The sequence below is a fragment of the Streptomyces sp. NPDC058469 genome, from assembly GCF_042721125.1.
Lineage (GTDB): Bacteria > Actinomycetota > Actinomycetes > Streptomycetales > Streptomycetaceae > Streptomyces.
Map to the genome: position 1 here is coordinate 1 of NZ_JBHXME010000052.1, position 18,143 is coordinate 18,143.

Sequence of the window (18,143 nt, forward strand, 5' to 3'; positions counted from 1 at the left end):
GGACTGGGCCCACTTCCTGCGCTCCACGCTGCTGCCGTACGCGGCCCCCGGCGGGGTCGAGGTCGGCACGGCGGTCGCCCAGGAGGAACTGGCCCAGCTGTCCCGCGCCGGCCACCCGTACCGCGACGAGAAACTCGACGACTACGTGGAGGCGTACCAGCTGCTGCTGGAGCGGGGCGTGAACCTGGAGGCGGGCTGGCAGGCGTGGCGGCTGGGCATGGTGCCGAGCCGGCATGCGCGGGAGGTGATGGGGGTGGCGGTGTCCGGCACCCCCTGACCTCCCCGGATCGGCCGGGTCAGCCCTGCTTGGCCTTGGGTTCGGCCGGGGCGGACTCCGACTCGACCCTCGACTCGGCCTTGGACCCGGCCTTCGGGTCCGAGCCCTCCTTGAAGTCGACCTTGTTCATCTGCTTGCTCATGGACTTCATCAGTCCCCAGACGGCCAGGGCCATCACCGCGAACACGATGAAGCCGAGGACGCCGGGGGTGACCTTGTTCTCGTCGACCTCGGCGAGGGGGACCAGGTGCGTCATTGCCAGGGCTGCGCTTGAGCTCATGTCAGGCATTGTCGCGGATGCCCGCAAAGAGGTCGTCCTCGGGGAGGGAGGTAGCGACGAGGGACTTCGCGAGCTCGTACTCCTCGGTCGGCCAGACCTCCTTCTGGATCTCCATCGGCACCCGGAACCAACCGCCGTCGGGGTCGATCTGCGTGGCGTGCGCGAGCAGCGCCTTGTCACGGATCTCGAAGAACTCGGCGCACGGGATGTGCGTGGTCAGCACCCGCTCCGTCCGCTCGTTCTCGTTCCACCGCTTCAGCCAGTCCTCGTACGGCGACTCCAGGCCGCGCGCCAGGAGCGCGTTGTGCAGGGCCTCGGTGCGCTGACGGTTGAAGCCCTGGTTGTAGTACAGCTTCTGCGGCTGATACGCCGGGCCGTACTCCGACTCCGGGTACTTCTCGGTGTCCGTCGCGCCCTCGAACGCCACCATCGAGATCGTGTGGGTCATGATGTGGTCGGGGTGCGGATAACCGCCGTTCTCGTCATAGGTGGTGATCACCTGCGGACGGAACGAACGGATCTGCTTCACCAGCTCACCGGCCGCCTTGTCGACGTCCTCCAGCGCGAAGCAGCCGTCGGGCAGCGGCGGCAGCGGGTCGCCCTCGGGCAGCCCCGAGTCGACGAAGCCGAGCCACTCCTGCTTGATGCCGAGGATCTCGCGGGCCTCGTCCATCTCCTTCTTGCGTACCTCGTGGATGTGGTCCTCGATGTACTTGTCGCCCTGGAGCTTCGGGTTGAGGATGGAACCGCGCTCCCCGCCCGTGCAGGTAACGACCAGCACGTCCACCCCCTCGGACACGTACTTCGCCATGGTGGCCGCGCCCTTGCTCGACTCGTCGTCGGGGTGCGCGTGGACGGCCATCAGTCGCAGCTGGTCAGTCAAGACTCAATCCTCAGTAAGTCGGCGCCCCGGTGTCTTGGGGTGCGATCGGCGACTTCTATAGTGACCGAATCCGGGGGCGAATAATTCCGGGGGCCTGCTTCTACGGCCCCTTGCCGAAAGGACGATCATGAGTACGGCGAGTGCGCGACTGCCCGAGGGCCGTTACGGCCGCTCGTCGGACGAGCGTGCCGACCACAAGCTCAAGGTCGCCGGCGCCGTCCTCGCGGCGGGCCTGCTCGCCCTCGTCGGGTACTTCGCCTACCACTATGTCGTCGAGGCCAAGATCAGCGCCGAGGTCATCACCTTCCAGGCCTCCGGCAACGAGGTCAAGGTGCATCTTGAGGTCCACAAGGACTCCGGGACCACCGGCTACTGCACCCTGCGCTCCCAGGCCGCGGACCAGTCCGAGGTGGGACGCGCCGACTTCCACTTCGACGGCTCCGCGACCCGCATCGACAGGGTCGTCACCCTGCGCACCACGGCCAGGGGCACCACCGCCGAGCTGCTCGGCTGCCACTCCGACTGACGTCACCCTTGTTACGTAGGCGCTGACCAGCGTTGACGTATGTCTGACGGCTTATGTCCTCCCCCTGACGCCGTTGAATTGTTAGGCTCGTGGTTTCGCCCTTCCATGAAGGAACATTCTTCTGGGTAGGGCGATGCTTTGTATTCCCAGTACCTACGAGGAGCACCTGTGACCCAGACCAGCGAAGACGTCACCTGGCTCACGCAGGAGGCGTACACCAAGCTCAAGGACGAGCTGGAGTACCTGTCTGGTCCCGCGCGCGCCGAGATCACCGTGAAGATCGCGGCCGCTCGCGAGGAGGGCGACCTGCGCGAGAACGGCGGGTACCACGCGGCCAAGGAGGAGCAGGGCAAGCAGGAGCTCCGCATCCGCCAGCTGACCCAGCTTCTGGAGAAGGCCAAGGTCGGCGAGGCTCCCGCGTCGACGGACGGCGCGGTCGCGCCCGGCATGGTCGTCACGATCGCCTTCGACGGCGACGAGAGCGACACCACGACCTTCCTGCTCGCCTCGCGCGAGTACGCGAGCGCCGACATCGAGACCTACTCGCCGCAGTCCCCGCTGGGCTCCGGCGTGCTCGGCCACAAGGTCGGCGAGGAAGCGCAGTACGAGCTGCCCAACGGCAAGAAGGCCTCGGTGACGATCCTCAAGGCCGAGCCGTACAACGGCTGACCTGCGGTATCTGCCTTTCGGCTTCCATCGGCTTTCGACGAGCCCCCGGCGACCTTGCGGCGCCGGGGGTTTCGTCATGCTCGGGAGCTGCCGCGAGAAGCGGTTCGCGTGGCTCCTCAGGCCGTCGCCGAGCGGTACTTCCGCACCGCCAGCGTCCGGAACACGAGGATGATCAGCAGCGAGTAGATCAGTGACGCCCACACCGGGTGCACCATGGGCCAGGCGTCCGAGGGCGACTGTCCCGGGTTGGCGAAGAGCACCCGGCAGGCCTGCACGGTGGCGCTGAAGGGGTTCCACTCGGCGATGTGGCGCAGCCACGGGGTCATGTTGCCGGTGTCCACGAACGCGTTCGAGATGAACGTCACCGGGAAGAGCCAGATCAGCCCGCCGGAGGTGGCCGCCTCGGGCGTACGGACACTGAGCCCGATCAGGGCGCCGATCCAGGTGAACGCGTACCCGAGCAGAAGCAGCAGCCCGAAGGCACCGAGGACCTTCCCGGCGTTGGTGCCCCCGTCCGACCCGACCCGCCAGCCGACCAGCAGGGCGACTATCGCGAGGACCAGCAGCGTCAGCGCCGTCTGCAGGAGGTCCGCGAGCGTCCGCCCGGTCAGCACCGCGCCGCGCGCCATGGGCAGCGAACGGAACCGGTCGATGAGGCCCTTGTGCATGTCGTCCGCGATACCCGCGCCGGAGCTTGCGGTGGCGAAGGTGACGGTCTGCGCGAAGATGCCGGCCATCAGGAAGTTCTTGTAGTCGGTGGCGCTGGTGCTGCCGCCGATCTGCATGGAACCGCCGAAGACGTAGGTGAACAGCACCACGAACATGATGGGCTGGATGAGCCCGAAAATTACCATTTCGGGAATTCGGGACATGCGAATCAAATTCCGCTTCGCGACGACCAGCGAGTCGTGCACGGACTGGCCCAGCGCGCTGCTCGGCGCCGCGACCGGCGCGGCATCGGTGACGGCACTCACTTCGCGGCCTCCTTCTTGTGCTTGCGGTCCTTGGGGTTCTGGTTCGCGTCCGTGCCGTTCTCCTCGGCCTTCTCCTCGGCCAGGTGGCCTGTCAGGGACAGGAACACGTCGTCGAGGGTGGGGCGGCGCAGGCCGATGTCGTCTATCTCGATGCCGCGGGAGTCGAGCTCGCGGATCACCTCGGCGAGGAGCTTCGCGCCGCCGGTGACGGGCACGGTGAGCTTGCGGGTGTGCTCCTCGACGGTCGTGTCGCCCTTGCCGAAACCGAGCAGCACTTCAGAGGCGATCTGGATGTGGTCGCGTTCGTGCACGACGACCTCGACGCGCTCGCCGCCGGTGCGGGCCTTGAGCTGGTCGGAGGTGCCGCGGGCGATGACACGGCCGTGGTCCACCACCGCGATGTCGTGCGCGAGGTGGTCGGCCTCCTCCAGATACTGGGTGGTCAGCAGCAGTGTCGTACCGCTGGAGACCAGCTGTTTGATGACCTCCCACAGCATCTGGCGGTTGCGGGGGTCGAGGCCGGTGGTCGGCTCGTCCATGAACATCACGGGCGGCGAGACGACGAGCGCCGCCGCCAGGTCGAGCCGACGGCGCATGCCTCCGGAGTAGGTCTTGGCCGTACGGTCGGCGGCGTCCGCGAGGTTGAACTGGTCGAGCAGCTGATCGGCCCGGGCCTTCGCGTCCTTGGCCTTCATCTGGTAGAGCTGGCCGACCATCTGCAGGTTCTCCCTGCCGGTCAGGTACTCGTCGACCGCGGCGAACTGGCCGGAGAGGCCGATGGAACGCCGCACCTCGTTGGGCTGCTTGAGCACGTCGAGGCCGGCGACGACCAGTTTGCCGCTGTCGGGGCGCAGCAGCGTGGTCAGACAGCGGACGGCGGTCGTCTTACCCGCGCCGTTGGGCCCGAGGAGGCCCAGCACGGTGCCCTCGGGGACATCGAGGTCGACGCCGTCCAGAGCTTTCACATCGCCGAAGGTTTTCACCAGGCCTTCGGCATAGATGGCGCCTGGCATATCAGTCTCCACGTCGTCGGGGATTCTTTGAAAAGCCTAGGTATGTGTCTTTTGTTCTGCCCACGGGGGCGGCACGCTCCCGCCTGTGGGCGACACGAGACACACCATAACGCGATGTATCGCGTCTCTCAACAGATTTTCTCGAACGAGTGACGGAACAGCTGGCGAAGGGGCTCTGACCTCGGCCGACGACCGATCTCAGTCGATGACGGTGTACCCCGCGTCGCGCAGGGCGTGACCGACCTCGGCGCAGTGCACCGGACCCTTCGTCTCCAGATGCAGCTCGACCTCCGCCTCCGTGAGCCCGAGCCGAGGATCGGTCCGGACGTGACTCACATCGAGGACGTTAGCGTCGACCACTGACAACACCCCGAGAAGCGTCGCGAGGGCCCCCGGCCGGTCCGTCAGCCGCAGCCGTACGGCCAGGTAGCGGCCCTGCGCGGACATGCCGTGGCGCAGGATGCGCTGGAGCAGCAGCGGGTCGACGTTCCCGCCGGACAGCAGCGCGACGACCGGTCCCTCGAAGCCCCGCGGATCGCTCAGCAGCGCGGCGACCGGGCTGGCACCGGCCGGCTCGACGACCAGCTTGGCCCGCTCCAGGCAGAGCAGCAGCGCGGCGGACAGCTCGTCCTCGCTGACCGTGCGGACCTCGTCCACCAGCTCGGCGACGATCCCGAACGGCACCTCGCCGGGGCACCCGACCTTGATGCCGTCGGCCATCGTCGCCGGATTCTTGATCGGCACCGGGCGTCCGGCCGCCAGCGAGGGCGGGAAGGCGGCGGCGCCCGCCGCCTGTACGCCCACGATCCGCACGTCGGGCCGCAGCGCCTTCACGGCGACCGCGACACCGGCCGCGAGCCCGCCGCCGCCGATCCCGACGACGATCGTGCGCACCTCGGGGCACTGGTCCAGGATCTCCAGGCCGACCGTGCCCTGGCCCGCGATGATGTCCGGGTGGTCGAAGGGGTGGATGAACACCGCGCCCGTCTCATGGGCGTACTCCTGCGCGGCGGCCAGCGTCTCGTCGACCACGTGGCCGTGCAGGCGCACCTCGGCGCCGTACTCCTTGGTGGCGCTGATCTTCGGCAGGGGCGCGCCCTTGGGCATGAACACCGTGGAGCGCACGCCCAGGAGCGTGGAGGCGAGGGCGACGCCCTGGGCGTGGTTGCCTGCGCTCGCGGCGACGACACCGGCGGCGCGCTCCTCGGGGAGCAGTCCGGCGATACGGACGTAGGCGCCGCGGAGCTTGAACGAGCCGGTCCGCTGGAGGTTCTCGCACTTGAAGTGGACCGGCGAGCCGACGAGCTGGGTCAGGTGCCTGCTGCCTTCCATCGCGGTCACCCGCGCCACGCCCGTGAGCATCTTCTGGGCGCCGCGCACATCGTCGAGGGTGACGGGTCGCAAGGAGTCAGCCGTGCTGTAGCTCATGACTCAAGCATCGCAGTTCACAGGCGCGTGCCGCGGCTGTGACCAAGCTCCGAGACTGGTTTGCGCAGCGCCGGTACGGCCTGCCTTCCGGCCGCGTACCCTGTCCCCCAACCCAGCACCCCCTTCATGAAGCGAGCCCCCGGCCATGCCCACAACACCTGAAATGTCGATGGACATGACGACCGTCGGTGAACCCGGTCTCCTCGAGACGCTGCAGCACGAGGTGGCGGTGTTCGCCCGCCGTGCCGAACAGACCCGGCTCGGCGGAGTCGGCCAGGTGCGCAACTCCATGGACCGCGCCGCATATCTGCTGCTCAACCGCCTGGACAAGGAAGGTCCGATGGGCGTCAAGGCGCTCGCCGCGAGCATGGGGATCGACTCCTCCACGGTCACCCGGCAGGTGGCCCCGCTCGTCGACACCGGGCTCGTGAAGCGCACGTCGCATCCCGAGGACGGCCGGGCGGTGGTGCTGCAGCTGTCCCCGCGCGGGCAGTCGCGACTGGAGGAAGTGCGTTCGTCCCGGCGTCAGTTGATGGACGAGCTGACACACGACTGGGCGCCGGAGGAGCGCGAGGCGTTCTGCACGCTCCTCGCACGCTTCAACAGCGCCCTCTCCGCGCGGATGGCGGTCCCGGGCGCCGAGACACCGTCGGCCTCCTGAAGGACACGGGTTCCTGAAACGCGCGGATTCCCGCAAGGGCGCGGGCACACGCGCGTGATGCCCGGCTCCCGCCTTTCGTACCGAACTCTTGACCTCGCGACGGCCCTGGCCTCATATGAAACCGGGTCCTTCAGGGGGGAGGCTGCGCGGTGCGAGAACGGCAGGCGTCCCAAGGCGCCCGCCGGGCCCGGGAGTTCGAGGCGTTCGTCGCGGGCGCGGCAGGGCGGCTGCTGCATGCCGCCACGCTGCTGACCGCGGAGGCCCCGGACGACAACCCGCGCGCGCGGCGCCTGTTGACGCTGTCCCTGGCACACACGTACGCGTGCTGGGACCGGCTGCGCGGCGAGGACCCGTACGACCGCGCCCGCCAGTACCTGGCCACCCGCTTCGCCCGCGCGGCCTGGCACCAGTACGGCGGCCTCGGCCGGGCCCGCCCCCACCCCGACAGCCCGCTGGGCGCCCTCGTCCCCCAGGAGCGTCTGATCCTCGTCCTCAGGTTGTACGAGGGGGTCGCCGAGGAACAGGCCGCCGCACTGCTCGGCCTCCCCACGGAACGGGTCCGGACGATCTGCGAGCGGGCGACGGCGACGCTGCTGCATCCGCCGCGCGGTCCGGCACCGAAGGTGGGCGGGGCCAAGGTGGTGCCGTCATGAGGCCCATGAGGCCGTGGAGCGGGGGTACGCGCGCGTGAACAGGCCCGAGCGGGAGGCGGCCGTACGGCGGATCATGGAGCGGACTCCGCCGCAGGTGCCGCCGGAGCTGTACGCGGACGTCGTGCGCCGCGGCGGCCGGATGCTGCGCCGCAGACGGGCCGCCCGGCGGCTGATGTGGCTGCTGCTGTGGGCGGGGGTCGTGGCGTTCACCGTGTGGGCGCTGATGGCCCATCCCTGGGTGGAGCCGCCGTCGGAGACGACTCCACCGCTGACGGGTTGGTGAGGGCCCTGATGTGTTGACCCGGGCCCGGCTTCGTCTGTCGGGGCTGTCGGGACTAGCCCAGTGCCTGCTGCAGGTCCTCCAGGAGGTCCTGCACGTTCTCGATGCCCACGGAGAGGCGTACGAGGTCGCCGGGGACCTCCAGGGCCGAACCGGCCACGGACGCGTGCGTCATGCGTCCCGGGTGCTCGATCAGCGACTCGACGCCGCCCAGGGACTCGCCGAGCGTGAACACCTTGGCGCGGTTGCAGACCTCGACGGCCGCCTCCTCGCCGCCCTCGACCTGGAAGGAGACCATGCCGCCGAAGGCCCGCATCTGCTTGGCGGCGACCTCGTGACCGGGGTGCTCAGGGAGGCCCGGGTAGAGAACGCGCGTCACGCGTGCGTGCCGGGTGAGCATGTCGGCGATCTTGGTGGCGTTCTCGCTGTGCCGGTCCATGCGCACCGACAGCGTCTTGGCGCCGCGCAGCACCAGCCAGGAGTCGAAGGGCCCGGCGACCGCGCCCATCGCGTTCTGGTGGTACGCCAGCTCGTCGCCCAGCGTCTCGTCGGCCGCGATCAGCGCGCCGCCGACGACGTCCGAGTGACCGCCCATGTACTTGGTCAGGGAGTGCACGACGACGTCCGCGCCGAGGGCCAGCGGCTGCTGGAGGTACGGCGTCGCGAAGGTGTTGTCGACGACGAGCTTCGCGCCCGCGTCCCGCGCGATCTGCGCGACGACCGCGATGTCGGTGATGCCGAGCAGCGGGTTCGAGGGGGTCTCCACCCAGACGACCTTCGTCTTCGGGGTGATGGCGGCCCGTACCGCCGCCGGGTCGCTGGTGTCGGCGACCGACCACTCGACGCCCCACCGGGAGACGACCTTCGCGAAGAGACGGAACGTGCCGCCGTACGCGTCGTTCGGGATGACGACGTGGTCGCCGGGGCTGAGCAGCGTACGCAACAGGCAGTCCTCGGCCGCCAGTCCGGACGCGAACGCGAGGCCGCGGCGGCCGCCCTCCAGGGCGGCGAGGTTCTCTTCCAGGGCGGTCCTGGTGGGGTTGGCGCTACGGCTGTACTCGTAGCCGCCGCGCAGACCGCCGACGCCGTCCTGCTTGTAGGTCGAGACCTGGTAGATCGGCGGGACGACCGCGCCGGTCAGGGGATCGGCGGTGTTGCCCGCGTGGATCGCGAGGGTCTCGAAGTGCTGACTGATGTGCCTGTCGCTCATGAGCCCCGAGCGTAGTGCGCCTGCGGGGTAGACGACGATCCGGAGGTTTTCCACAGGGCGGCGGGGTCAGGGCCGCGGGGTCAGGGCGGCGGCGGTGTTCCACCGGGTCGAGGGGGCAGGGTTGCGGCGTTCTTCCACTGGGCCGAGGGGCGGGGCGACCGTGGTTTTCCACAGGGGGCGGACCGGGTTGGCCAATTGTCGGACCCGTCTGGTTCGCTTGAGGCATGGAGATTCTCTGGGTCCTGATGGCGCTGGTCATGATGGGCTTCGTGCTGATCCCGTTCCTGCGACGCAGGCGCGGGATGATCGAGCGTGTCTCGCCGGGCCACCCGGACGCCGCGGACCCGGCGACCTACGGGTTCGCGCGCGAGGAGGAGCTGGACATCCGCATGCCCGGCCCCGACCAGGACCTGCTGGACGTCCTCGACCTGGTGCAGCGCACCCAGGACTACCGCGCGGCGATGCAACTGCTGGCCGGCACCGAGATCACGGGCGAGCTGCGCTGGCAGCGCGTGCAGGCCTTCGCGGGCGCCGCGTCGCTGGAGCTGCAGCAGCGGCCCGGCGGGGTCAGCGAGACACCGGGCGGGCAGTGGCTGCGCGTGTGGCGTCTTGAACACCCGAAGGACGCGGGCGGCGCGGCCGTACACGCGGAGTTCCTGGTGCAGCAGGCGTGGCGTACGTCGACGCGGGGGACGGACGAGTTCCGGATCATCATGGAGGAGGCGCGGGACGCCTGCGGTCAGGCGGCGCTCCTCTCCCCCGGTGACCCGGTCCCGTACATCGTCGAGCTGTCGGTGGCCCGCGGACTGACGTATCCGCAGCCGGAGTTCGAGCAGCTGTGGCTGAAGATCCTGGACCGCGCGCCGGCACACATGGGGGCGCATCTGGCGGCGCTGCACTACTGGTGCGAGAAGTGGCACGGGTCGCGCGAGCTGGCGAACTCGTTCGCGGAAGCGGCCGCCGCGCGCGCCCCACAGGGCTCCCTCCTCGCCGCGATGCCGCTCTTCGCGGTCTTCGAGCACCTCCCCGAGGTGAACCTGGTCAGCAGCTTCTACCAGAGCGAGGTCGTGGAGAAGGCGATCCACGGCGCGCTCTTCGCCGTCCACGCGGCCCGCCCCGACGACCCGATGCTGGCGCACGTCCGCCATCTCCTGGTCTTCTTCCTGGTCCGCGCGGAGCGCTGGTCCGAGGCGATGAACCAGCTCATACACATCGACGGCCATGTCGGGGCCCTTCCCTGGACCCTGTCGCCGGACCCGGCGGCGGAGTTCGCGGTCTACCGGGCGCTGGCGGTGGCGGGGTACGAGGCGAACGGCGGGAGTCCGGCGAGTCTGCCGCACTGAGCGCCGAAGGCTGGGTTCCGGGGGCGGTCGTACACGAAACGGGTCGTACTCGACAGGAAGGCGGAATTCTCGGAGGGGCTCGCCCGTTGGGCAGGTGCGGACCCTCGTTGTGGCCCGATTGGAGATCGTATGTTCCTGCACAGCCGTACGCCCCAACTACCAAGCCACGAACAGGCTTTGCAGGGCCGGCCGGAGCCGGTGTTCACGGTCCCCGATCGCCACGCCGTTCTCGGCACCCCGTTGCTCGGCCCGTACCCCGAGCATCTGGAGGTCGCCGATTTCGGACTGGGCTGCTTCTGGGGTGCGGAGCGCACGTTCTGGCAGCTTCCTGTGGGCGTGTGGACGACTCTGGTCGGCTACCAGGGCGGCTACACGGAGAACCCCACGTACGAGGAGGTCTGTTCGGGCCTGACCGGCCACACGGAGGTGGTCCGCGTGGTCCACGACCCGAAGCTGATCTCGTACGAGAGGCTGCTGAAGAGGTTCTGGGAGTCGCACAATCCGACCCAGGGCTTCCGTCAGGGCAACGACGTGGGCACGCAGTACCGTTCGGCGATCTACCCCCACACCCCCGACCAGGCAGCCGCGGCGGAAGCCTCGCGCGTGGCCTACCAGCAGGTCCTCACGCGCTCGCGCTACGGCACGATCAGCACGGAGATACTCCCGGCGGAGGGCCGGGTGTTCTACCCGGCCGAGGGGTACCACCAGCAGTACCTCGACAAGAATCCGGCGGGCTACTGCGGGATCGGCGGGACCGGCGTGTCCTGCCCGATCGGCGTGGCGCCGACCGATGGCTGACGGCTCCGCGCCCACCGCGCAGCAGGCGTTCACCTCGCTGATGCGCGCCCGGATCGCACCCGGTCTGCGCGCGCTCGGCTTCAAGGGTTCGGGGCAGACGTACGAACTGCCCCATCTCGAAACCTGGGCGCTCATCGGCTTCCAGAAGGCCCCGCACCACACGGCGGGGCAGGTCGAATTCACCCTCAACGTGACCGTGGCCGACAAGCTCGGCTGGGCCCAGGCCCGCAGACGTCAGCCACACCTGCCCGCCCGCCCCAGCCCGAACACCGTGTACGGCCCGGCGGCCTGGCACAGCCGCATAGGACGCCTCCTTCCCGCGAACCGCGACACCTGGTGGACCATCTCGGCCACGACCGACCCGGAGCCCGTTGCCCGTGGGGTCATCACCGCGGTGACGGAGTACGCGCTGCCTGCCATTCGGGAGCAGCGCCGTTCATGAGCAGGGGTTGCCGTGGCACCGTCGACTCGCGCGGTGCTGCGGCCGATCGCTCTGCGCCGTGGTGAACGGCAGCCGCAAGTGAACAGCCGTAGCAAGTGAACGGCGGTCGAAAACCGGTGGCTTCGTGAACCGGCCGACCCTCACCCTGTACTCCATGGAAGAACCGCAGCGCGGGATCCGTGCGGTCCACTCGGAATCGACGATCACCGTCTACCAGGCGTATCCCCCGGACATCGGCGTGCCCGCCGCTCGCGAGGGTCGCTTTCCCGCCGCGTGGAAGCGGGACCGGATGACGTGGATCAAGCCGTCGTTCCTGTGGATGATGTACCGCTGCGGCTGGGGCGCGAAGGCGGGGCAGGAGACCGTCCTCGCTGTCGAGATCAGCCGTGACGGATTCGAGTGGGCGCTGCGACACGCGTGCCTGTCGAGTTATGTCAGCGGGGTGCATCCCGACCGAGCCGATTGGCAGCGTCAGTTGAAGCGTGCGCCCGCTCGCGTGCAGTGGGACCCCGAGCGGGACCTGCGACTGCAGCCCCTGTCCTGCCGTGCCCTGCAGCTCGGTCTGTCCGGTGAGGCCGTGCGCCGTTACGCGGACGAGTGGACGGTCGCCATCCGCGACGTGACCCCGCTCGCCCACCGGATCCAGGCCCTCGTCAGCGGCGGTGACCTGGACTCCGCCGCCCAACTGCTGCCCCAGGAACGCCCGTACCCACTGGGAGACGAACTCCTTGCCCACCTACGAGGATGACGGGCCGCTGCACTCGACAGCCGACGGCGGCCGACGGGTGAGCACCCGTGACGTAGCGACACCGCTCGCGGCGCTGTGGCGGGAACGGCGGCCGTCGGGTCCGCCCGTCGCCCACATGTTCCGCAGTACGTACGCGGACCGCTGGGTGCGCTTTCACAGTCTCCCCGGCTCGAAGCGGTATCCGGAGTTCGAGGACGAGTACGCGATCGTGCTGCACCGGTACAACACCGTCCTCGACGAGTTGTTCGCGGGCACGGAGGTGTTCGTGGTGACCATGGACTGGTCGTACACGTCCACCGGGCCCGCCCACTGGCCGGAACCGCGCCGGACACTGCACCCCGGCGGCGTCCACTGGTGGACCGAGTCGGACGAGGACGACCCCGACCCGGAGTTGCACGCCCACACCCGCCTCTACGCCGACCGGGGCCCGTGGCAGCACGGTGGTGTCGACGAACTGCTGCGCGCCGTCGCGGACGACACACTCGCCGAAGTGTTCGTCACCGACACCGGCCTTCGACGCATCCACCACCCCTACGACGGTGGGGCGGACGTCATCCTCACCACACCCGCGGAACGGGACCGCCTGCGCGCGAAGCACACCGACTGGCTGTCCAACCGGCCATCCGGCCTCTGACGGAGCAGCACAGGCACCGCGGCGTCCCTGTCGAAGGCCGGCACCAGCAGTACCGCCCGGATGGAACAGCAGTGGTGGCGCTACGCTCCCGTGTCGTGCAGGAGACACGCCTCGACACCGCTCGGATCCGGGCCGCTCGCCGGGTGATCGACCCGGTGTTTCTCGGCACTCCGCTGTACCGCTGCGAGGCGCTGGAGCCCGGTCTCGGGTGTGCGGTGAGCATCAAGCTCGAAACGGCGAACCCCGTCCGCAGTTTCAAGGGCCGCGGCACGGAGGTGGTCGCGAGCCTGCTCGCCGAGCAGGGTCCGCGAGATGTGGTGTGCGCCAGTGCGGGCAACCTCGGCCAAGCCCTCGCCTGGTCCGGTCGCGGCCGGGGGCTCGACGTGACTGTCGTAGCGTCCCGCTTCGCGACATCGGCCAAGCTGGACCGCATCCGCGCGTTGGGCGCCAGGCTGGAACTGGTGGACGGCGACCACGAGTTGGCTCGCGAGCGGGCGGCGGCCATCGCGCGCTACGACGGCATCCGGCTGGTCGAGGACAGCCTGGACATCGAGACCTGCGAGGGTGCGGCGACCATCGGCCTGGAACTGGTGGAAGCGCTGGAACAGGCCGAACAGGCGGAACAGGCGGGCACCGGGCCGCCGTTCGACACCGTCCTGATCGCTCTCGGCGGCGGGGCGCTGGCCACCGGCGTGGGGCATGTGCTGAAGGCCTTGGCACCCGACGTCGAGGTGATCTGCGTCCAGCCGCTGGGCGCACCGGCGATGACGCACTCGTGGCGCGGGCGGCGCGTCGTCACCACCGACTCGACCGACACCATCGCCGACGGCGTCGCCGGCCGGCGCCCCATCCCGGCCGTCCTGGACGATCTCCTCCTGGTCGCCGACGACGCCGTCCTGGTCCAGGAGGCGTCGATCATCGCCGGTATGCGGATGCTCCTCGACCACGCCGGCCTCGTCGTCGAACCGTCGGCCGCGCTCGGCATCGCGGCGATCCTCGAAGACCGCGACCGTTTCGCCGGCCGGCACGTGGTCACCATCGTGTGCGGCAGCAACGTCGACGTGGACGCCTATCAGCGCTGGGTCGGCGCGGCTCCCCTCCCCCACAGGGCCTGACCATCACTCGTCCGCCGCCTACCACGAGCGCCGCCTGCCAGATGTGCTCCGAGGGCTCAGTGAGCGTCATGAGAGGGTGCCGCGTGGTCCACTACTTGCGCTTCTTCTTCGAGGCCGGCGTAGACACTCCGTTGTGGCCGGACGACATGGACAGCCCCTACGGCCACCCCTGTGATCTGGAGCGCCTGCCGATCGCCCCGGCCACCCGTGCCGAGCTGGCGAGGCTGTGCGAGTGGTACCAGTCTTCGATCGACTGGGACTATCCGTCGGACCCGTCCCCGTGGTCCGACGAAGAACTGCGACTGTTCAAACAGCAGGCGCTCACCGCGCTGGAGGTGCTGCGCCGTGAGTTGGGCGCAGGCTGGACAGTCCGGGACGAAAGCCTGTTGTGACAGGCCGCGCGTCCCACCACCGCCTCCCCGCCAAAACGCCACGTGTCAAGCATTTCGGCCTCGTTCAGAAAGTGCGGCGGCCGAGCCCTCCCCGCCCTACGATCCCGCACATGCTGATTCGTCGCGCACTACGGATGATCATCGTGCTCGCTGTGGCTCTCGCCGGAGCGATCGGGGGTGGGGTGGGGACGGCACAGGCCGAGGGGAACCGGGCCTCGTACGATCGGCAGTTGTTGTTCTACAACCACTCCTTCGGCGTCTTCGACCGGGAGACCGCCGACGCCATCGAACACTCCGACTATCTGCGGGAGTTCGCCAACTTCCAGGTCCGCACCACGACCGGTACCGGCGGAGAGACCTGGACCGGCCGCTATCTGATGGGCCGCGAGACCTACCTGGAACTGTTCGGAGTCGGTGACGTCCCCGGCCAGGACGGCACCCTCGGCGCCGCCGGACTGGGCCTCTCGGTCGAACACGCGGGAGACCTGGCGACGGTCAAGCAACGGCTGAAGGACGAGGGGGTCACCGAACCCGTCGACTTCCTCCAGACCAAGGACTTCGGTGACGGTGTGCCCGTGCCGTGGTTCGACGCCGTTCTCACCGCGACCGAGTACGACGCCTTCGATGCCTGGGGGATGGAGTACCGGCCGGAGTACTTCGCCGATCCGCGCAGCAACACCGAGCCGCCGAGTTTCCCCGGTGACGTCGGCCGGGAGCGCTACCTCCCCGACGACTACCGCAGCCACCTCATGCGTGACGTGACCTCCGTCCGCATCGCGGTCACGGAGGGCGACCTCGCCGACACCGTGCCGCTGCTGCGGGCCGGCGGGTTCACCGTCCGGACGGTGACGGGCGGTGGCGTCGTCGCGGAGGGCGGCGGCACCACGATTCGGCTCGACGTCGTCCCGCGCGCGCAAGCGGGATACCAGCAGGTCGACATGTCCCTCAACCGGCCCGTGAAGGACCGGCATGTGGAGCAGATCGGCAACTCGACCCTCACCGTCGGCCCCGGCAGCCGTGCGGTGTGGACGTTCGCCAAGAACGGCACCGCCACCACCCGCTAGACAGCGCGTGCGCCCCCCTCGTCGAGGGGGCGCACGCCTCTGGATGTGCTCGTCGTCAGCTCTCCGCGCGAGCCGGCAGACGCCATCCCGGCCGCGGGAAGTGGCAGGTGTAGCCGTCCGGGTAGCGCTGCAGGTAGTCCTGGTGCTCCGGCTCGGCCTCCCAGAAGGGGCCCACCGGCTCCACCTCGGTGACGACCTTGCCCGGCCACAGGCCCGACGCGTCCACGTCAGCGATTGTGTCCTCGGCGACGCGCTTCTGCTCGTCGTCGACGTAGTAGATCGCCGAGCGGTAGCTGAGGCCGATGTCGTTGCCCTGGCGGTTCTTGGTGCTCGGGTCGTGGATCTGGAAGAAGAACTCCAGGAGCGCGCGGTAGTCGGTCTTCTCGGGGTCGTAAAGGATCTCGATGGCCTCCGCGTGCGTGCCGTGATTACGGTACGTCGCGTTCGGCACGTCTCCCCCGGTGTAACCGACCCGGGTCGCCGTCACGCCCGGGAGCCGGCGGACCAGCTCCTCCATCCCCCAGAAGCATCCGCCCGCCAGCACGGCCCTCTGCGTCTGCGCAGCCATTGCGACCCTCCAATATCCGTCAGCTCGATCACTCGGGCAGTTCGGTCACTCGGCTCGTGTGTCACCGGCATCCCTTACCCAGTGTGCTCAACACACGAAGGTTCCGCGCGATTCCGCGACCGACCTGCTCGTACGCCCTACATGGGTGCCTGGAAGCCGCCGATCCTCTCCTCCAGCAGTTCCGCGAGCCGCAGCGGGGTGCGGTCCTCGAACATCGGGCCGATGAGCTGCACTCCCACCGGCAGGCCCTCGGGCGACCGGCCCGCCGGTACGGCCGTGGCGGGCAGGCCGGGCATGGTGGCCACGCCGGCCCACACGAGCTGGTCGAAGTACGGGTGCGCCACGCCGTCGATGTCGAGCCGGCGTGCCATCGGATCGGGGTTGTGGTCGTGCGGGAACGCGGGCGTGGGCGTCACGGGGCACACCACGGCGTCGAACTCGGCGAAGAGCCGCCGCCAGCCGTGACGGTGCAGCTCGCGGCCGTTGTTCGCCTCGATCCAGTCCCGGTGGCTGAACACCACGCCGCGCAGCCGCACCGCGTCGAGACTCTGATCGTCCGCGCTCAGTCCGGCGGCACGGGTGCGAAGCTGCTCGTACACCTCGACGGGAAACCGGGCGGCAGAGCCCAGCAACTGCGTGTAGAGCAGCGCCGCTTCGGTCAGATCGGGCAGCAGTGGAGTGTGCCGTTCGACGCGGGCACCGGCGTCGGCGAGCGCGTCGGCCACCCGGTGCACGCCCGCCCGCACCGCGGACCCGGTCGGGATGAGCGGATGCTCGTCGAGGACCAGCACCCGGAAGTCGCCGAGCCGCTCGTGGCGCGCGGGCGGCAGCGTCACGTCGTAGGCCACGCCGAGCGTCAGCGGGTCCGGTCCGGCCATGACGTCGAGCAGGAGCGTGAGGTCGCGGGCGGTGCGCGCCATCGGACCTACGACGGCGAGGTCGGGGTCGACAGGGAAGGCCGGCGCGGTCGGCGGGACCATGCCGCGGGTCGCCGCCAGCCCGAGCGTCGGCTTGTGCGCGTAGACACCGCAGAAATGCGCGGGGGTGCGCAACGAACCGGCGATGTCGGAACCGATGGACAGCGCGCCGAACCCGGACGCCAGGGCCGCCGCCGATCCGCCGGAGGATCCGCCGGACGTACGGCCGTGATCCCAGGGGTTGTTGGTGGTGCCGTAGATCTCGTTGAAGCTCTGCACGTCCTGCAGGCCCAACGGCACGTTGGTCTTTCCGAGGATCACCGCGCCCGCGGCCCTGAGCCGCGAGACCTGCACCGCGTCCTCGGCCGGCAGATGGTTCCGGTGCTGCGGTATGCCCCAGGTCGTGGGCAGCCCGGCGATGTCGTACGACTCCTTGACCGTCACCGGGATGCCGAGCAGCGGCCGGTCCTCGCCGCGGGCGCGTGCCTGGTCGGCGGCGTGCGCGGCGGCTCGCGCGCGGTCGAAGTCCCTCACGCAGATCGCGTTGATCGCCTTGTCGTGCCGCTCGATACGGGAGATCGCCTCGTCGGTCAGCTCCGCCGAGGTGACGTCGCCGGCGCGCAGGGCGGCGGCGAGTTCTTCGGCCGTCGGGAAATTCCACAGATTCCGCTCCATGAATCCGACCGTATAGACCACGGGAAGAAGCCACGAAATACCGCTGCGCGCAACGGAGTTGCGGAAAAGTGGGGCATCGCAGGGACGGGTGAGGCGGGTCGGTTCGGGTCGGCGTCAGCCGCTCTGTGACAGCCCTTCGACACGGTTCTTCATGAGAGCCGAGTACTGCGCGGACATCTTGTCGACGTAGGTCAGGATCTGCACCGGCACGTACGGAGCCCGGCCCGGCGCAGGCTCAGCGCCGCGGCGAGTCCGCCGATGCCCGCTCCCACGACGATCGCTGTTGCTCGCATGACCCGGCTCCAGTGCGACGAACTCATACGCCAGCCTTGCGACTTGCGGCGCTCACCCCCGACTCGGGCAGGGTATCGGGCTGAACTCCGTTGCTGTACAAGGCTTTTGAGCCGTCCACCGACTTCGCGGAGGCCTCGACGAACAGTGAAGTCCGGGCGCGGATCACGGCGATGCGGGACCACCTGGCGACCCCGGCCGATGCGATCGCCCGGGCCGTCGCCTTCGCCGTCGAGCAGCCGGCCGACGTCGACGTGAACGAGATGGTCGTACGACCCACCGCGCAGGCCTGATGCTGCCGC

At 69.5% G+C, this 18,143-nt stretch carries 22 protein-coding genes and 1 pseudogene; 15 read left to right on the forward strand and 8 right to left on the reverse strand.

Annotated features, from left to right (window positions below):
- A partial coding sequence (locus tag ACFWP5_RS22520; RefSeq protein WP_384159252.1) for a hypothetical protein occupies positions 1 to 277 on the forward strand: 277 nt, incomplete at its 5' end.
- 19 nt (positions 278 to 296) lie between these two features.
- Here the strand turns inward: ACFWP5_RS22520 and ACFWP5_RS22525 are convergent.
- Together ACFWP5_RS22525 and mca are read right to left on the reverse strand one after the other, a co-directional pair.
- Positions 297 to 566, reverse strand: a complete 270-nt coding sequence (locus ACFWP5_RS22525) for a hypothetical protein (protein WP_384159255.1) — start codon at positions 564 to 566, stop codon at positions 297 to 299.
- Positions 559 to 1,419: a mycothiol conjugate amidase Mca gene (mca, locus tag ACFWP5_RS22530; RefSeq protein WP_384159415.1), complete on the reverse strand. Its 861-nt coding sequence runs from the start codon at positions 1,417 to 1,419 to the stop codon at positions 559 to 561. The genes ACFWP5_RS22525 and mca overlap by 8 nt, the downstream gene beginning before the upstream one ends.
- Before the next feature lie 148 nt (positions 1,420 to 1,567).
- Here mca and ACFWP5_RS22535 point away from each other — a divergent pair, with 148 nt between their 5' ends.
- Both ACFWP5_RS22535 and greA read left to right on the forward strand, forming a co-directional pair.
- Positions 1,568 to 1,966: a DUF4307 domain-containing protein gene (locus ACFWP5_RS22535; protein ID WP_384159258.1), complete on the forward strand. Its 399-nt coding sequence runs from the start codon at positions 1,568 to 1,570 to the stop codon at positions 1,964 to 1,966.
- Positions 1,967 to 2,134: 168 nt separating this feature from the next.
- Complete coding sequence (greA, locus tag ACFWP5_RS22540) at positions 2,135 to 2,635, forward strand: transcription elongation factor GreA (protein ID WP_363100201.1); 501 nt, start codon at positions 2,135 to 2,137, stop codon at positions 2,633 to 2,635.
- A gap of 116 nt (positions 2,636 to 2,751) precedes the next feature.
- Here greA and ACFWP5_RS22545 read toward each other — a convergent pair whose 3' ends face one another.
- The 3 genes from ACFWP5_RS22545 to ilvA all read right to left on the reverse strand — a co-directional run bounded on the left by ACFWP5_RS22545 (position 2,752) and on the right by ilvA (position 6,050).
- On the reverse strand, positions 2,752 to 3,609 hold the full coding sequence (locus ACFWP5_RS22545; protein ID WP_384159261.1) for an ABC transporter permease: 858 nt from the start codon (positions 3,607 to 3,609) through the stop codon (positions 2,752 to 2,754).
- On the reverse strand, positions 3,606 to 4,622 hold the full coding sequence (locus ACFWP5_RS22550; RefSeq protein ID WP_384159264.1) for an ATP-binding cassette domain-containing protein: 1,017 nt from the start codon (positions 4,620 to 4,622) through the stop codon (positions 3,606 to 3,608). Before ACFWP5_RS22550 ends, ACFWP5_RS22545 begins: the two co-directional genes overlap by 4 nt.
- 198 nt (positions 4,623 to 4,820) lie before the next feature.
- Positions 4,821 to 6,050 carry a threonine ammonia-lyase gene (gene ilvA / locus ACFWP5_RS22555; RefSeq protein ID WP_384159267.1) on the reverse strand — a complete coding sequence of 410 codons (1,230 nt, stop codon included), beginning with the start codon at positions 6,048 to 6,050 and terminating at the stop codon, positions 4,821 to 4,823.
- Between the two features lie 163 nt (positions 6,051 to 6,213).
- Between ilvA and ACFWP5_RS22560 the strand changes: the two genes are divergently transcribed.
- The 3 genes from ACFWP5_RS22560 to ACFWP5_RS22570 all read left to right on the forward strand — a co-directional run bounded on the left by ACFWP5_RS22560 (position 6,214) and on the right by ACFWP5_RS22570 (position 7,647).
- A complete protein-coding gene (locus tag ACFWP5_RS22560) occupies positions 6,214 to 6,711 on the forward strand; it encodes a MarR family winged helix-turn-helix transcriptional regulator (RefSeq protein WP_384159270.1) in 498 nt (165 codons plus the stop codon).
- A 149-nt stretch (positions 6,712 to 6,860) separates the two neighbouring features.
- The gene (locus ACFWP5_RS22565; protein WP_384159273.1) at positions 6,861 to 7,364 is read left to right on the forward strand and encodes a sigma factor-like helix-turn-helix DNA-binding protein; all 504 of its coding nucleotides are present in this window, start codon (positions 6,861 to 6,863) and stop codon (positions 7,362 to 7,364) included.
- Between the two features lie 34 nt (positions 7,365 to 7,398).
- Complete coding sequence (locus ACFWP5_RS22570) at positions 7,399 to 7,647, forward strand: hypothetical protein (protein ID WP_384159276.1); 249 nt, start codon at positions 7,399 to 7,401, stop codon at positions 7,645 to 7,647.
- Between the two features lie 52 nt (positions 7,648 to 7,699).
- Here the strand turns inward: ACFWP5_RS22570 and ACFWP5_RS22575 are convergent, their stop codons facing one another.
- On the reverse strand, positions 7,700 to 8,854 hold the full coding sequence (locus ACFWP5_RS22575) for a cystathionine gamma-synthase (protein ID WP_384159279.1): 1,155 nt from the start codon (positions 8,852 to 8,854) through the stop codon (positions 7,700 to 7,702).
- Between the two features lie 224 nt (positions 8,855 to 9,078).
- Between ACFWP5_RS22575 and ACFWP5_RS22580 the strand changes: the two genes are divergently transcribed.
- The 8 genes from ACFWP5_RS22580 to ACFWP5_RS22615 all read left to right on the forward strand — a co-directional run bounded on the left by ACFWP5_RS22580 (position 9,079) and on the right by ACFWP5_RS22615 (position 15,390).
- Complete coding sequence (locus ACFWP5_RS22580) at positions 9,079 to 10,197, forward strand: hypothetical protein (protein ID WP_384159282.1); 1,119 nt, start codon at positions 9,079 to 9,081, stop codon at positions 10,195 to 10,197.
- A gap of 129 nt (positions 10,198 to 10,326) precedes the next feature.
- Complete coding sequence (gene msrA, locus ACFWP5_RS22585) at positions 10,327 to 10,995, forward strand: peptide-methionine (S)-S-oxide reductase MsrA (protein WP_384159286.1); 669 nt, start codon at positions 10,327 to 10,329, stop codon at positions 10,993 to 10,995.
- A complete protein-coding gene (locus ACFWP5_RS22590; RefSeq protein WP_384159289.1) occupies positions 10,988 to 11,437 on the forward strand; it encodes a DUF4304 domain-containing protein in 450 nt (149 codons plus the stop codon). Before msrA (ACFWP5_RS22585) ends, ACFWP5_RS22590 begins: the two co-directional genes overlap by 8 nt.
- A 154-nt stretch (positions 11,438 to 11,591) precedes the next feature.
- Positions 11,592 to 12,185 (forward strand): DUF4291 domain-containing protein, encoded by a 594-nt coding sequence (locus ACFWP5_RS22595; RefSeq protein WP_384159418.1) that lies wholly within the window; start codon positions 11,592 to 11,594, stop codon positions 12,183 to 12,185.
- Positions 12,166 to 12,819, forward strand: coding sequence for a hypothetical protein (locus tag ACFWP5_RS22600; RefSeq protein WP_384159293.1), 654 nt, complete (start codon positions 12,166 to 12,168; stop codon positions 12,817 to 12,819). Before ACFWP5_RS22595 ends, ACFWP5_RS22600 begins: the two co-directional genes overlap by 20 nt.
- Positions 12,820 to 12,914: 95 nt before the next feature.
- On the forward strand, positions 12,915 to 13,934 hold the full coding sequence (locus tag ACFWP5_RS22605) for a threonine/serine dehydratase (protein WP_384159295.1): 1,020 nt from the start codon (positions 12,915 to 12,917) through the stop codon (positions 13,932 to 13,934).
- Between the two features lie 83 nt (positions 13,935 to 14,017).
- Positions 14,018 to 14,326, forward strand: a complete 309-nt coding sequence (locus tag ACFWP5_RS22610; RefSeq protein WP_384159298.1) for a hypothetical protein — start codon at positions 14,018 to 14,020, stop codon at positions 14,324 to 14,326.
- A gap of 134 nt (positions 14,327 to 14,460) precedes the next feature.
- Positions 14,461 to 15,390 (forward strand): DUF5829 family protein, encoded by a 930-nt coding sequence (locus tag ACFWP5_RS22615; protein WP_384159421.1) that lies wholly within the window; start codon positions 14,461 to 14,463, stop codon positions 15,388 to 15,390.
- 55 nt (positions 15,391 to 15,445) lie between these two features.
- Here the strand turns inward: ACFWP5_RS22615 and msrA (ACFWP5_RS22620) are convergent, their stop codons facing one another.
- Positions 15,446 to 15,958, reverse strand: a complete 513-nt coding sequence (gene msrA, locus ACFWP5_RS22620) for a peptide-methionine (S)-S-oxide reductase MsrA (protein WP_384159301.1) — start codon at positions 15,956 to 15,958, stop codon at positions 15,446 to 15,448.
- A gap of 137 nt (positions 15,959 to 16,095) precedes the next feature.
- On the reverse strand, positions 16,096 to 17,550 hold the full coding sequence (locus tag ACFWP5_RS22625; protein WP_384159304.1) for an amidase: 1,455 nt from the start codon (positions 17,548 to 17,550) through the stop codon (positions 16,096 to 16,098).
- Between the two features lie 407 nt (positions 17,551 to 17,957).
- Here ACFWP5_RS22625 and ACFWP5_RS22630 point away from each other — a divergent pair.
- Positions 17,958 to 18,134: pseudogene (locus ACFWP5_RS22630) on the forward strand (oxidoreductase); the annotation flags it as partial.
- Positions 18,135 to 18,143: the final 9 nt, after the last annotated feature.